The following is a 14745-nucleotide window of genomic DNA, read 5'->3' on the forward strand; positions in this document are numbered from 1 at the left end:
GTCGGCTTCAAGCATGGTCGCGGCGCGCAGAGCGTGTCGCGACCGGCTAGGCCGATCCGCTCGCACGCGGATCGACCGTTCGCCTCGCGGGCAGCCGCGGAACGGCGCACCGCGGTCGGCTTCAAGCACGGTCGCGACGCGCAGAGCGTGTCGCGACCGGCTAGGCCGATCCGCTCGCACGCGGATCGACCATTCGCCTCGCGGGCAGCCGCGGAACGGCGCACCGCGGTCGGCTTCAAGCATGGTCGCGACGCGCAGAGCGTGTCGCGACCGGCTAGGCCGATCCGCTCGCACGCGGATCGACCGTTCGCCTCGCGGGGAGCGGCTGGTCCGGGGGCTGAGCGTTCGGTGATCGCACGTCAACGCTCGTCCTGATCAGGACGCCGACATCACGAAGGGCCGGGGCCCGCGACTACTGGTCGCGGGCCCCGGCCCTTCGTCGTTCACGCTTCACCTCTTCGAGCGGAGTCCCGCGCAGGGAGCTCCGGAAGTCCTCACCGCGTCCTGATCAGGCGATCCCCTGCTGCGCCGTCGTCGGGCAGGGGCGCCGCCTCTCCTCGCCCGGTCACAGAGGTCCCGTGGATGCCGGATCCACGAGCCGAACGGCCGAGTCGCGTGCCGGCGAATCGGTCCAGGCGGACGCACGATGCTCCAGCCGGCCTGCTGTCCCTGCGAGCCGACCGCGGCGCGCCGCTATCGGCGCAGGAAGCACCGCGGCCGATCCGCGCCGCTAGGACAGGCGGCCGACGGAAGCGAGCGCGGCGCGGATCAGCGCGCCCCGCCCGCCCTCCATCTCGGCGGAGATCGCGTCGGAGCAGGCCTCGTCGGGGGTCATCCAGGTGAGCTCGAGGGCGTCCTGGCGGGGGTCGCAGGTGCCGGTGACGGGGACGACGTAGGCGAGGGAGACCGCGTGCTGGCGGTCGTCGGTGAACGGTCCCATGCCGGGCATCGGGAAGTACTCGGCGACGTGGAAGGGGAGCGGACTCGCCGGGAGGAGGGGGAAGGCCATGGGACCGAGATCCTTCTCGAGGTGGCGGAACAGCGCGTCGCGCAGCGTCTCGCCGTACATCACGCGGCCCGAGACGATCGTGCGGGTGATCTGGCCGGAGGGGGTCGCGCGCAGGAGCACGCCGACCTCGGTGACCTGCCCGAGCCCGTCGACCCGGACGGGCACGGCCTCCACGTACAGCAGCGGGAGCCGCCGGCGGATCTCGGCGAGTTCGTCGTCGGACAGCCACCCGGAGTTCGGGTCAGGGGTGCGCACGCTCATGCAGCCATTCTCACCCTTCGCGGCTGGTGTTCCGACCGGCGGCGGCGATCCCGCACTCAGGGGGATGATGGTGCGATGGGAATCGACGCGAACGCGGTGCTGTGGTCCTCCTCCGAGCGCGACCGCGTCGGCAGGCCCCTCCTGGTGCTGCTGCACGGCTACGGCTCGCACGAGGGGGACCTGTTCTCGCTCGGCGCCTACCTGCCGCTGGAGCCGGTCCTCGCGTCCCTCCGGGCGCCTCTCGCCCTGGGCGGCGGGGCGAACGCGTGGTGGCCCCTCCGGGTGCCGCTGGTGCCTGACGAGCCGCGGGCCGATCCCGAGGCCGTCGAGGCGGCGGCGGCGGGTGTGATCGAGTGGCTCGACGCTTTGGAGCACCCGGGTCCGGTGGGGCTGCTGGGCTTCTCCCAGGGCGCCGCGCTGGCGGTGCAGCTGCTGCGGCGCGCGCCTGGCCGCTTCGCCTTCGCGGTCGCCCTGTCCGGGTTCGTGGTCCCGCTCGCCGAGGGCGACGACGCGGACGAGCGGCTCGCCCGCGAGCGTCCGCCGGTGTTCTGGGGCCGCGGGACGCTCGACACGGTGATCCCGGAGGAGCTCGTGCGGGACGCGGCGGCCTGGTTCCCGGAGCACACGGCGCTCGACGCCCGGGTCTACGAGGGCGTCGCCCACGGAGTCGGGCAGGCCGAGCTCGCCGACATCGGCACGTTCGTGCGTCTCGGCTTCGCCTGACGGGCGGGCTCCCCCGCGTCAAGGGCTCGCCCCCGGGCCGCGGCCCCGGCAATGTCGGAGGTGGCAGGGAGGATGGATGCATGCCGGACGTCCTCGAGCGCTTCTCCCCCGCCACGCGCGCGTGGTTCGAGGGCGCGTTCCCGGCGCCGACCGCCGCCCAGGAGGGCGCCTGGTCGGCCATCTCGAGTGGAGCGCACGCCCTCGTGGTCGCTCCCACCGGCTCCGGCAAGACGCTCTCGGCCTTCCTCTGGGCGATCGACCGGCTCGTGCAGGGCCCGCCGCCGGAGGATCCGCAGCACCGCACGCGCGTGCTCTACGTCTCGCCGCTGAAGGCTCTCGGCGTCGACGTCGAGCGAAACCTCCGCTCGCCGCTCGTCGGCGTCACCCAGACGGCGCTGCGGCTGAGCGCCGAGGGCATCGGCAGCGCGCCGGCCACGGTCACCGTCGGGGTGCGGTCGGGAGACACGCCCGCCGCCGAGCGGCGCGTGCTGCAGAAGACGCCGCCGGACATCCTGATCACGACCCCCGAGTCGCTCTACCTCATGCTCACCTCGGCGGCGCGCGAGTCGCTCCGCGGCGTCGAGACGGTCATCGTCGACGAGGTCCACGCGGTCGCGTCGACCAAGCGCGGGGCGCACCTCGCCGTCTCCCTCGAGCGGCTCGACGCCCTGCTCCCGAAGCCGGTGCAGCGCATCGGCCTCTCGGCGACGGTGCGCCCGCGCGAGGAGGTGGCCCGGTTCCTCGCCGGCCGCTCCCCGGTCGCGATCGTGGCTCCGGCGTCCGAGAAGCAGTGGGACCTCAGCGTCGTCGTCCCGGTCGAGGACATGTCCGAGCTGGGGACGGCGGCTCCGCAGGACGGATCGACGATGGGGGCCACCGGTCCGCAGAGCGGGTCGATCTGGCCGCACGTCGAGGAGTCGATCGTCGACCGGGTCCTCGCGCACACCTCCTCCATCGTCTTCGCGAACTCCCGCCGTCTCGCCGAGCGGCTGACCGCCCGGCTCAACGAGATCTACGCCGAGCGCCGCGAGCTCGCCGCGGAGCGGGCGCGCGAGGCGGGCGAGCCCGTCGCCGTCGGGGCCCTGCTCGCCGAGGCGGCCTCCTCCTCCGTCCGCCGCTCCCCGGCCGAGGCGATGGGAGCGGCCGGGGGCACGAGCGGCAGCGGGCAGTCCGCGCCCGACGAGGAGCCGCTGCTCGCCCGCGCCCACCACGGCTCGGTGAGCAAGGAGCAGCGCGCGATCATCGAGGACGACCTGAAGTCCGGCCGCCTGCGCTGCGTGGTCGCGACCTCGAGCCTCGAGCTGGGGATCGACATGGGCGCCGTCGACCTCGTCGTCCAGGTCGAGACGCCGCCCTCGGTCGCGAGCGCCCTGCAGCGCGTGGGTCGAGCCGGCCACCAGGTCGGCGAGGTCTCGCGCGGGTCCTTCTACCCCAAGCACCGGGCCGACCTTCTCCACTCCGCCGTGACGACGGAGCGGATGCGCTCGGGCCTGATCGAGGCGATCGCCGTCCCCGCGAACCCGCTCGACATCCTCGCGCAGCAGACCGTCGCCGCGACCGCCCTCGAGAGCCTCGACGTGGACGACTGGTTCGACACCGTCCGCCGCAGCGCCCCCTTCGTGTCCCTGCCCCGCTCCGCCTACGAGGCGACCCTCGACCTCCTCTCGGGCCGCTACCCCTCCGACCAGTTCGCGGAGCTGCGGCCGCGCCTCGTCTGGGACCGCGACGCGAACACGCTCACCGGCCGGCCCGGCGCCCAGCGCCTCGCCGTCACCAGCGGCGGCACCATCCCCGACCGCGGGCTCTTCGGCGTGTTCATGGTCGGCGAGCCGGGCTCGACCGGCAACCGCGTCGGAGAGCTCGACGAGGAGATGGTCTACGAGTCCCGCGTCGGCGACGTCTTCGCGCTCGGAGCCACCAGCTGGCGCATCCAGGAGATCACCTACGACCGCGTGATCGTGACGCCGGCGTTCGGCGAGCCCGGGCGCCTCCCGTTCTGGAAGGGCGACTCGCAGGGGCGCCCCGCCGAGCTCGGCGAGGCGATCGGGGCGTTCACCCGCGAGGTGGGCGCCGCCGCCCCCGAGACGGCGCGCGAGCGCTGCACGGCGGCCGGGCTCGACGAGTACGCGACCAACAACCTCCTCTCCTTCCTCGACGAGCAGCGCCTGGCCACCGGGCAGATCCCGGACGACCGCACCCTCGTGCTCGAGCGCTTCCGCGACGAGCTGGGCGACTGGCGGCTGGTGCTGCACTCCCCGTACGGGATGCAGGTGCACTCGCCGTGGGCGCTCGCCATCGGCGCCCGCGTCCGCGAGCGGCACGGCGTCGACGGAGCGGCGATGGCCGGGGACGACGGCATCGTCGTGCGGATCCCCGACACCGAGTCGGAGCCGCCGGGCTCCGAGCTGTTCCTGTTCGAGCGCGAGGAGCTGGAGCAGCTGGTCACGAGCGAGGTCGGCGGCTCCGCCCTCTTCGCCGCCCGGTTCCGCGAGTGCGCGGCGCGGGCGCTCCTGCTCCCGAGGTACAACCCGGGCAAGCGCTCCCCGCTCTGGCAGCAGCGGCAGCGGGCGGCGCAGCTCCTCGACGTCGCCCGCACCTACCCGACCTTCCCGATCATCCTCGAGACCGTCCGCGAGTGCCTCCAGGACGTCTACGACCTGCCCGCCCTGCTCCGGCTCGCCGCACGGCTGGACGGGCGCGAGCTGCGGATCCTCGAGGTCGAGACGCCGACCGCCAGTCCGTTCGCGCGGTCCATGCTCTTCGGCTACGTCGCTGCCTTCATGTACGAGGGCGACAGCCCGCTCGCCGAGCGCCGCGCGGCGGCGCTCTCGGTCGACGCGACGCTCCTCGGCGAGCTGCTCGGCCGGGCGGAGCTGCGCGAGCTGCTCGACCCGGCCGTCCTCGCGCAGATCGAGCGCGAGCTGCAGCGCGTCGAGCCCGAGCGCCGCCTCCGCGGGCTCGAGGGCGCCGCCGACCTGCTCCGGCTGCTCGGCCCGCTGACGCTCGACGAGCTCGGGGAGCGCCTGGTCGACGAGTCGGTCGCCTCGGCGGACGTCGCGAAGGCGCCCGCGATCGAGCGCGCGGTGCTCGAGGCCGACGTGGCCGCGCTCGTGAAGGCCAAGCGCGTCCTGCCCGTGGGCCTCGGCGGTGAGCAGCGGTACGCCGCGATGGAGGACGCCTCCCGGCTCCGCGACGCTCTCGGCGTGCCCCTGCCGATCGGCGTCCCCGTCGCCTTCATCGACCCGGTCCGCGATCCGCTCGGCGACCTCGTCGCCCGCTACGCGCGCACCCACGGCCCCTTCACCGCCGCCGCCGTCGCCACCCGCCTGGGCCTCGGAGTCGCGGTCGTCACCGACACCCTGCGCCGCCTCGCGGGCGAGCGCCGCGTCTCGGAGGGCGAGTTCCGCCCCACCGGCACCGGGACCGAGTGGTGCGATGCCGAGGTGCTGCGCCGCCTGCGCAGCCGCTCTCTCGCCGCGCTCCGCAAGGAGGTGGAGCCGGTGGACGCGGCCGCGTACGCCCGCTTCCTCCCCGCCTGGCAGCACGTCGGCGGCTCGCTCCGCGGTATCGACGGCGTGGCCTCCGTGATCGACCAGCTGGCCGGCGCGCCCATCCCCGCGTCCGCCTGGGAGTCGCTGATCCTGCCCGCCCGGGTGCGCGACTACTCCCCCGCGATGCTCGACGAGCTCACCGCGACCGGCGAGGTCCTCTGGGCCGGCGCGGGCACCCTCCCCGGCAACGACGGCTGGGTGAGCCTCCACCTCGCCGACACGGCAGGGCTGACCCTCCCCGTCCCCGCCGCCGAGTCCGTGACCCTGACCGAGCTCCAGCAGGAGATCGTCGGCGTGCTCGGCTCGGGCGGCGGCTACTTCTTCCGCCAGCTCTCCGACGCGGTCGGCTCCACCGACGACGCGGGCCTCGTCGAGGCCCTGTGGGAGCTGGTCTGGGCCGGGCTCGTCACGAACGACACCCTGGCGCCGCTGCGCACCCTCGTCGGCTCGACCGGCGGCGCCCACCGCCAGCCGCGCGCCCCCGCCCGCGCCCGCGCGCCCCGGGGCCGGATGACCGCCCGCCCCACGATGGCCACCCGCGTGGGGCCGCCGACCGCCGGCGGCCGCTGGTCGATCGTGCCGCTCGCGGAGTCGGACGCGACGATCCGCGGGCACGCGCTCGGCGAGACGCTGCTCGAGCGGTACGGGATCGTCACCCGCGGCTCCGTGCAGGCCGAGGGCGTCCTGGGCGGCTTCGCCCTCGCCTACAAGGTGCTGAGCGGCTTCGAGCAGCAGGGCCGCGCCCGGAGGGGCTACTTCATCGAGAAGCTGGGAGCAGCACAGTTCGGCACCGCCGGCAGCGTCGACCGGCTCCGCACGTTCGCCCCGCAGGACGAGGCGCAGGAGCGCTCACGACCGGTGCTCGCGCTGGCGGCGACCGACCCCGCCAATCCGTTCGGCGCCGCTCTGCCGTGGCCGCAGGGCGAGGGGCACCGCCCCGGTCGGAAGGCCGGCGCGCTGGTCGCCGTCGTCGACGGAGCGCTCGCGGTCTACCTCGAGCGCGGCGGCAAGACCGCCCTCACCTTCACCGCCGAGGAGGCGGCCCTCGCCGACGCGGCCGGCGCCCTCTCGCAGCTCGTCCGCTCCCGCGGGGTCGAGAAGCTGACCGTCGAGAAGATCGACGGCGTCTTCGCGCTCGGCACGCCCTTCGGCGACGCCCTCGTCGCCGCCGGCTTCGTCGCGAATCCGCGCGGCCTGAGGATGCGCTCGTGAGCGCCGGAGGGAGCCCGCGTGCCCGAGGGTGACACCGTCTACCGATCCGCCCACAACCTCGCCGAGGCGCTGGACGGCGAGGTCCTGACCCGGTGCGACGTCCGCGTGCCGAAGTACGCGACGGTCGACCTCACCGGCGAGACGATCGACGAGGTCGTCCCCCGCGGCAAGCACCTGCTGATGCGGGTCGGCGACGCGCTGATCCACTCCCACCTCAAGATGGAGGGGAGCTGGCACCTCTACGCCCGCGGCGAGGGCGAGCGGCCGAAGTGGCACCGGCCGGCGTTCCAGGCCCGGATCGTCCTCGAGACCGAGGACTGGCAGGCGGTCGGCTTCGAGCTCGGGCTCCTCGAGATCGTCCCGCGCTCGGCCGAGGAGGACGTGGTCGGCTATCTCGGCCCCGATCTGCTCGGCGCCGACTGGGACGTGGACGAGGCGCTGCGACGCCTGTCCGCCGATCCGGAGCGGCCGATCGGGCTCGCGCTGCTCGACCAGCGGATCATGGCCGGACTCGGCAACGTCTACCGCGCCGAGCTGTGCTTCCTGCGCGGCGTGCTGCCCACGCGCCCGGTCGGCGGGAGCGGCGACCTCGTGCGCACCATCGCGCTCGCGAAGCGGCTCATCACCGTGAACCGCGAGCGGATCGAGCGCACGACGACCGGCAACCTGCGCCCGGGCCAGCAGCTCTGGGTCTACGGCCGCGACCGCAAGCCGTGCCGGCGCTGCGGCACTCCGATCGAGCGCGGTGAGCTCGGCGACGACGAGCTGCAGTTGCGGGTCACCTACTGGTGCCCGCACTGCCAGAGCTGAGGGGCTACTCCTCGACCGCGGAGCGGCGCCCGGGGACGTGCTTCTCGTGCACGCCGACGTCCGTCAGGCGCTCGATGCGGTCGACGTGGCGGCCTGGCTCGCCGCCGTCCGCGACGATCCAGCTGCCGACGAGGAGGAACCCGTCGCGGCCGCCGGCCGTCAGCGGGCCCGTGATCGTGAACGACCCGAGCGCCGGAGTCGAGAACGCCACGCGCACCGTATCCCCGTGCTCGAGTCCCTCGGCCGAGCGCTCCCCGCCGACCTCGTCGGCGTCCGGAGCCAGGGCGATGCTCTGGATCTCGGTCCCCGTGCCGAGGAAGACGTCCGCGACGACGAGCTCGCCGCCGACGGCGAGCCGGACGACCCCCTCGATCCCGTAGAGGCCGTAGCGCGGGGAGCGGACGAGGACGCGCACCGAGTCGCCGATCGCGACCTCGGCGAGAGCACCCCGGATCGAGGCGACGTCCCTCCGCGCGGGAGGAGCGGACAGGGCGTCGAGGATCGGGCTGGGCATCCGATCAGGGTAGCCGCTCCGGGAGCGCACCCGCCCGGCGGATCGGCGGCGGATCCCGGGCGGCCGGGGCGCCGGGTCGCATCGGCCGCCGTCGCCGCGCGCGACCGGCGGAGCGCCGGCCGGAAGGCTCCGGCACCGCGAGACCCGGCACCGCGAGACCCGGCACTGCGGAGACACCGGCACCGCCGGGAGACGCCGGTACTGCGGCAGGCACAGGCACCGCCGGGAACGACGAAGGCCCCGCCTGAGCGGGGCCTTCGGACGATGCGGAGTCGGTGGGATTTGAACCCACGGAACCCAATAAAGGGTTCTCCACCTTAGCAGGGTGGTGCACTCGACCGGACTATGCGACGACTCCTGAGCGCCCGCTGGCGGACGCACGACGACCATCATAACCGCACGCGCGAGGGCCTCGCGACACGGGCGCCCGCCCCTCCGCGGGAAGGCGGGAAGCCGCCTACTGGTCCGACAGGGGCCGGCCGATCGTGCAGGTCTCCTGCTGCGCCGTCTGCCCGGAGACGTCGCTCGGGAGGGTGACCGGCCCGTCGGGTGCGCTCGTCGCGGCGGCGTCGGTCGCGGGGGCGTCGGTGGCCGGCGACTCCGTGGCCGCCGGAGCGTTGGTCGCCCCGGGCTCCGCCCCCGTCGACTGCGAGCCGCCGCCGGTGGTGCCGCTCAGCGCGATCGGCTGGTCGGCGAGGAGCGCCGCGTTCAGCGCGGACGCCGCGTCCTCGCTCGGGTACACGCCGTTGCCGTCGATGAAGGTCGGGTACTGCACGAAGACCACGTTCGCGAGGTCGACGTCCTTCACCGCGAGGCCGATCGACACGAGGGTGTTCACGTTCTCGAGCGAGGTGGAGAGCTGCATGTTCGAGACGGCCGCCTTCGCGAGGCCGTAGAGGTTCACCGGGTTCGAGAGCGTCGACGCGCTCTTCACCTTGCGCACCAGCGATGAGAGGTACACCTGCTGGCTCGAGATGCGGGTGAGGTCGCTGCCGTCGCCGACGCCGTGCCGGGTGCGGAGGAACGCCAGCGCCTCGGCGCCGACGAGCGTGTGCGTGCCCGCGTCGAGGTTCAGCCCCGTGTACTCGTCCTGGATCGGGGTGGCGACGCAGACGTCGACTCCGCCGACCGCGTTCGACATCTCGATGACGCCCTCGAACTGGATGAGCGCCGCGTAGGGGATCTCGAGCCCGGTCAGCTGCTCGACCGTCTGCACGGTGCACGCCAGCCCGCCGGCCTCGAGCGAGGTGTTGATCTTCGCCGAGTCCACCGCGTCCGAGACGGCGCCGGTGGCCGGGTCGGTGCAGGAGGGGATCGGGACGTAGAGGTCGCGGGGGAAGCTGACGACCTCCACGGTCGAGTGGTCGGCCGAGATGTGCATGAGCATCGTGACGTCGTTGAGGTTCTCGGCACGCTCGCCGTAGGCCCCGGCGGCCGATCCGTCGGCGCTGTCGCTGCCGGCGAGCAGGATGTTGACGCCGCCCTCGATCGCCCCGATCTCGGGCACGTCGCCTCCGCCCGAGTCGATCCCTAGGTCGACGGACGGACGCGCGCTCCCGGCGATCAGCGAGGCGGCGATCGCCACGATGCAGACCGCGCTGAGCACGCCGACGCCCACGCAGGCCGCGAGGATCCGCGCGGCGAAGCGCACGCCGCTCGGGCGGCGCAGGCGGCCGTGCCGTGCTGCTGTGGTCCGGGTGGACGCGCGTTCGCTCATCGGGTCGTACTCTCTCTCGGCTGCGGGACGCGTGTCGTCCCGGAGTCAGCGCGCGAGGTGGAGAGCACCCGTGGTGCCGCCCGCCCTCGGCTCAGCCGAAGAAGCCGACCGAGCAGGTCTGCTGGTCGGCGCTCTGGCCGGTGACCGATTCTGGCAGGGCAACCTTGGATCCGACCTCGGGAGTCGCTGCAGGAGTGCCGGGTGCCGCCGCGGCCGTCGCCAGCGGATCCGCGGTCGCCGGGCCCGACGGAGCGGCGGTATCGGCCGGGGCCGCCGCCTCGCCCTCCACGGTCGCGCCGGCGCCCGTGCCGCCGGTGATGGCGATCGGCTGATCGGTCTGCAGGGCGCTCGCCAGGACGTCGCCCGCGGCGCGGTCCGGCTCCACTCCGCTCGGAGTCGCCCCGGTCGGGTACTGCGCGAAGACGACGTCCGCGAGGTCGACGTCCTTCAGCGCGAGTCCCATCTGGACCATCGTGTTCACGTTGTCGAGACCGGTCGAGAGCGTCATGTTGCCGAGCGCCGCCTTCGCGAGCCCGTAGAGCGCGACCGGGTTGAGCAGGGTGTCCGCGCTCTTGATCCGGCGCACGAGCGCCGAGAGGAAGACCTGCTGGTTGCTGATGCGGGTCAGGTCGCTGCCGTCGCCGATGCCGTGGCGGCTGCGGAGGAACTGCAGCGCCGCCATGCCCTCGAGCGAGTGCACGCCCGGCTCGAGGTAGGTGTTCGTGTAGGGGTCCGCGATCTCGGTCGCGACGCAGACGTCGACTCCGCCGACCGCGTTCGACATCTCGATCACGCCGTTGAACTGCACGACCGCGCCGTAGTCGACCCGGACGCCCATGAGGTCCTCGACGACCCCCGCCACGCAGCCGAGGCTGACGTCGCTGCCCATCGCCTCGTTGATCTTGGTGTCGTACCGGGCGGGGATCGTCTCACCCGTGGCGGCGTTCACGCACTCCGGGATGTCGACGTACATGTCGCGGGGGAAGCTCACGACCGTCGCGTTGCTGTGGTCGGCCGAGACGTGCATCAGCATGTTGACGTCGTTGAGGACGCTCGTCTCCTCATCGGGGTCGCCGTAGGCGTCGCCCTGGCCCTTCCGCGAGTCGCTGCCGACGACGAGGACGTTGAAGCCGCCCTCCAGTGCGCCGATCTCCGGGGCGCCTCCTGCCTCGACGCTGGAGCCGGCCGCGCCCGGGTGCAGGTCGACCGAGGGCTGCACGGACTGGACGATCAGCGTCGCCGCGATCGCGACCACCGACACCGAGGCGACCACGCCGACACCGCCCACGAGGGCGGCTCCCTTCACCAGGGTCCGCGCGAGGGTGTGCCGCTTCTGGCGGCCGTGCCGCACGAAGGGGCGCGGCGTGCGCGGAGTGTCGCGAGTCTGTGTCGAAGGGCCCGTGCGGCGCATCCGTCTCCCGGTGTCGAGGCGTCAGTGGTGCGGAGGTGAGGGCCGGGCGTCGGTCCCGGGCGTCGCGCAATCCTATACAGAGGGCTGGCGCGTTCCGAAGGAGAGCGGGCGGCCCTCCGTCGTCGCGCGCCAGGACGGGCGTCGGAAGGCGCCGGCGGGAAGCGACGCGAAGAACGGGACGGCGTGGCGGACGGCGTGGCGGACGGCGTGGCGGACGGCGTGGCGGAGGGCGTGGCGGAGGGCGTGGGATTCGAACCCACGAGACGTTTCCGCCCACCAGTTTTCAAGACTGGCTCCATCGGCCGCTCGGACAGCCCTCCCGGCCGCTCCCGCAGGAGCGACACCCGATAGTAACCGCCGAGCGCGCGGGACCGTCGTCAGCGCAGCGCCGAGAGCGCGACCGCCACGCCGTCCTGGTGGACCGAGGGGACCACGGCGGAGGCAACAGCCCGCACCTCGTCGGGCGCCTGCCCCATCGCGAGCCCTGCGCCCTCGGCGGCGGCCCAGGTGAGCATCTCGATGTCGTTGCGGCCGTCGCCCAGCGCGACCACGTCGCTCCGCTCGATGCCCAGCTCCTCGCGGACGACCTCGAGCGCGGTGGACTTGTTGACGCCGTGGGGGGCGATGTCGAGCCAGGCGGTCCAGCCGATCGCGTAGCTGACCTGGTGCAGGCCCATCTCCTCGACCAGCGAGGTGAACTCCTCGATCCCGGTCTCGGGCGAGATCACGACGACGCGGGTGCACAGCCGGCCGAGCAGCTCCTCGAAGGGGACGTGGGTCGTCTCGGCACCCATCACGGCACCGCCCGGAAACGCCTCGGTGTAGAAGAAGGCGCCGTCCGCGTCCTCCACGGCGTAGTGCGCGTCGGGGAGGGAGCGGCGGATGGTCTCCAGGACCTCCGTCGGGTCGAAGGTCTCGACCGTCTCGGGGACGTAGGCACCGGACTCGTCCCGGCGGAGCGTGACCGCTCCGTTGCAGCAGATCACGTACTCGGGCGAGATCCCGAGGCGCTCGACGACCGGCAGGGTGGAGGAGGGCGAGCGCCCGGTGGCGAGCATCACCTCGTCGCCCTGGGCGGCCACGCGGGTGATCGCGTCCGTCACCGCGCGGGTGATGGTGCCGTCCTCGTGCATGACGGTGCCGTCGATGTCGAGGGCGACGAGGCGGCGGCCGGAGGCGCGGGCCGCGCTCATGCGACGGGCTCGAGCACCTCGAGGCCGCCGAGGTGGGGCCGCAGCGCCTCGGGGACGAGCACCGAGCCGTCCGCCCGCTGGTGGGTCTCGAGGAGGGCGACGATCCAGCGGGTGGTCGCGAGCGTGCCGTTGAGGGTGGCGACCGGAGCCGTCCTCCCCGACTCGGTGCGGTAGCGGGTGTCGAGGCGGCGGGCCTGGAACGTGGTGCAGTTCGAGGTCGAGGTCAGCTCGCGGTAGGTCTCCTGCGTGGGGACCCACGCCTCCACGTCGAACTTGCGCGCCGCGCTCTGGCCGAGGTCGCCGGCCGCCGTGTCGATGACGCGGTAGTGCAGGCCGAGGCTCTGCAGGACGTCCTCCTGGTACGAGAGGAGGCGCGCGTGCTCCGCCTCGGCGTCCTCGGGGAGGGTGTAGACGAACATCTCGAGCTTGCTGAACTGGTGCACGCGGATGATGCCGCGGGTGTCCCGTCCGCCCGAGCCCGCCTCGCGGCGGTAGCAGGTGCTCCAGCCCGCGTAGCGCTTCGCGCCGCCGGAGAGGTCGAGGATCTCGTCGGCGTGGTAGCCGGCGAGGGCGACCTCGCTGGTGCCGGTGAGGTAGAGGTCGTCGTCGCGGAGGCGGTACACCTCGTCGTCGTGCTCGCCGAGGAAGCCGGTGCCGTCCATGATCTCGGGGCGCACGAGGGTCGGCGTGATCAGCGGGGTGAAGCCGGCGGCGAGCGCCTTCTCGAGGCCCAGGTTCATCAGCGCGATCTCGAGGCGGGCGACCAGGCCCTTGAGGAAGTAGAAGCGCGCGCCGCTGACCTTCGCGCCGCGCTGCATGTCGATGCCGTCCAGCAGCTCGCCGAGCTCGAGGTGGTCGCGCGGGGCGAAGTCGAAGACGGGGCGCTCGCCGACCGTCCTGACGAGCTCGAACGACTCCTCGCCGCCCGCGGGGACGCCCTCGATGATCGGGTTGGCGATGCGCTTCACCAGCACGGTGAAGGCGTCGTCGGCCTCGGACGCCTCCTGCTGGGCCTGCTTGGCGGCGGCGGCGAGGCGCTGGGCCTCGGCGACGAGGGCCGCCTTCTCGTCCTTCGGAGCCTTGGCGACGGTCTTGCCGAAGGCGTTCTGCTCGGCCCGGAGCCGCTCCGCCTCGGTGATCGCCGCACGGCGCACGCGGTCGGCCTCGAGCGCCTCGTCGACCAGCTCGACGGAGTCGCCGCGCGCCTCCTGCGAGCGCTTCAGGACGTCCGGGTTCTCGCGCAGAAGTACGGGATCAATCACCCCAGCAGTGTAGAGGAGGGCCGGGACGGGCCGCCGCCCGCGCGTACCCCCGGGGCCGGCTGAGCATCGGCCGCGAGGAGGCATCCGATCGCGCGGACGGCTGCGAATGTGAGTCATCCCCCGAGAACGTCCCCCCGCGTTCGACACCCCTGCTCCCCTGAAGGCTCTTCCATGCACGCCACCCCCCTCATCGACGCGACTCCCGGCGTCGTCCTCGAGCGCGACGGCTCCGTCGCCCGGATCACCCTCAACCGCCCCGACGCCCTCAACGCGATCGACCTCGGCACCGCGCGACTGCTGCTGAGCACCGTCGCCGACCTCGACGCCGACGCCGGCTGCTCCGTCATCGTGATCGCCGCGGCCGGCCGCGCGTTCTGCACGGGCGGCGACATCTCGGCGATCATGGGGTCCGAGCACCCGGACCACCACCTGCGCGACGTCGCGACCACGACCGCCCAGGTGATCCGCCTGCTCGAGGACAGCCGCGCCGTCGTCGTCTGCGCGATCGACGGCATGGTCGCCGGCGCCGGCATCGCCTTCGCCCTGGCCGCCGACATCGTGATCGCGACTCCCGCCGCCCTCTTCCTCAGCGCGTACGGCGACGTCGGGCTCGTCCCGGACGTCGGAGTCACCGCCGCGCTCCCCCGCGTCGTCGGCCGCCGCCGCGCCCTGGACTTCGTGCTGTCGGGCCGCCCGGTCCGCGCGGCCGAGGCGCTGGAGTGGCAGCTCGTGACCGAGGTCGTGCCGCGCGCCGACCTCGCCGGTCGCGTCGACGAGCGCGTGCGCGCCCTGGCGGCGAAGCCGGCGCACGTCGCGTCCGCCGCCCGCCGCCTCCTGCGCACCGACCCGCTCGACCGCGCCGAGCGCATCGTCGAGGAGACGGACACCATGGTCGAGTTCCTGGCGGTCCCCGCCACGCGCACGCTCCTGGACGCCGAGCACGAGCGCCAGGCCCGCCGCGCCGCCCGGGCGACCGCCTCGCTCTGACCCGGCGCGAGCGTCCGCGACGACGCTCCGGCCCCGGGCCGGGCGGACGTCCGCCCGACGGCCCGCGGATCGGCCGGGCGTTCTCCTCCGATCTC

At 73.8% G+C, this 14745-nt stretch carries 10 protein-coding genes and 2 tRNA genes; 4 read left to right on the plus strand and 8 right to left on the minus strand.

All coding sequences use genetic code 11. The features are described from left to right. Positions 1–730 precede the first annotated feature (730 nt). The gene (locus C5C74_RS05710; RefSeq protein WP_104225113.1) at positions 731–1270 is read right to left on the minus strand and encodes an NUDIX hydrolase family protein; all 540 of its coding nucleotides are present in this window, start codon (positions 1268–1270) and stop codon (positions 731–733) included. A 75-nt stretch (positions 1271–1345) separates the two neighbouring features. Between C5C74_RS05710 and C5C74_RS05715 the strand changes: the two genes are divergently transcribed. The 3 genes from C5C74_RS05715 to C5C74_RS05725 all read left to right on the plus strand — a co-directional run bounded on the left by C5C74_RS05715 (position 1346) and on the right by C5C74_RS05725 (position 7566). Beyond that, positions 1346–1993: an alpha/beta hydrolase gene (locus C5C74_RS05715; RefSeq protein WP_104250889.1), complete on the plus strand. Its 648-nt coding sequence runs from the start codon at positions 1346–1348 to the stop codon at positions 1991–1993. Positions 1994–2073: 80 nt separating this feature from the next. Next, entirely contained in the window at positions 2074–6756 is a 4683-nt protein-coding gene (locus C5C74_RS05720) for an ATP-dependent helicase (protein WP_104351130.1), read from the plus strand. Between the two features lie 18 nt (positions 6757–6774). Further along, positions 6775–7566: a DNA-formamidopyrimidine glycosylase family protein gene (locus C5C74_RS05725; RefSeq protein ID WP_104351131.1), complete on the plus strand. Its 792-nt coding sequence runs from the start codon at positions 6775–6777 to the stop codon at positions 7564–7566. Positions 7567–7570: 4 nt separating this feature from the next. Here C5C74_RS05725 and C5C74_RS05730 read toward each other — a convergent pair whose 3' ends face one another. The 7 genes from C5C74_RS05730 to serS all read right to left on the minus strand — a co-directional run bounded on the left by C5C74_RS05730 (position 7571) and on the right by serS (position 13663). Continuing rightward, positions 7571–8080 carry a hypothetical protein gene (locus C5C74_RS05730; RefSeq protein ID WP_104351132.1) on the minus strand — a complete coding sequence of 170 codons (510 nt, stop codon included), beginning with the start codon at positions 8078–8080 and terminating at the stop codon, positions 7571–7573. A gap of 267 nt (positions 8081–8347) precedes the next feature. Continuing rightward, positions 8348–8438: transfer RNA gene (locus C5C74_RS05735), tRNA-Ser, on the minus strand. A 99-nt stretch (positions 8439–8537) separates the two neighbouring features. Beyond that, on the minus strand, positions 8538–9797 hold the full coding sequence (locus C5C74_RS05740) for an LCP family protein (protein WP_104351133.1): 1260 nt from the start codon (positions 9795–9797) through the stop codon (positions 8538–8540). A gap of 91 nt (positions 9798–9888) precedes the next feature. After that, positions 9889–11103, minus strand: a complete 1215-nt coding sequence (locus tag C5C74_RS05745) for an LCP family protein (protein ID WP_258064104.1) — start codon at positions 11101–11103, stop codon at positions 9889–9891. A gap of 337 nt (positions 11104–11440) precedes the next feature. Continuing rightward, positions 11441–11528, minus strand: a tRNA-Ser gene (locus tag C5C74_RS05755). A 57-nt stretch (positions 11529–11585) separates the two neighbouring features. Continuing rightward, entirely contained in the window at positions 11586–12401 is an 816-nt protein-coding gene (locus C5C74_RS05760; protein ID WP_104224966.1) for an HAD family hydrolase, read from the minus strand. Continuing rightward, on the minus strand, positions 12398–13663 hold the full coding sequence (gene serS, locus C5C74_RS05765) for a serine--tRNA ligase (RefSeq protein WP_104233941.1): 1266 nt from the start codon (positions 13661–13663) through the stop codon (positions 12398–12400). The genes C5C74_RS05760 and serS overlap by 4 nt, the downstream gene beginning before the upstream one ends. A 171-nt stretch (positions 13664–13834) precedes the next feature. Here serS and C5C74_RS05770 point away from each other — a divergent pair, with 171 nt between their 5' ends. After that, the gene (locus tag C5C74_RS05770) at positions 13835–14650 is read left to right on the plus strand and encodes an enoyl-CoA hydratase/isomerase family protein (protein WP_104340075.1); all 816 of its coding nucleotides are present in this window, start codon (positions 13835–13837) and stop codon (positions 14648–14650) included. Positions 14651–14745: the final 95 nt, after the last annotated feature.

This window comes from Rathayibacter sp. AY1E8 (assembly GCF_002931415.1).
GTDB lineage: Bacteria > Actinomycetota > Actinomycetes > Actinomycetales > Microbacteriaceae > Rathayibacter.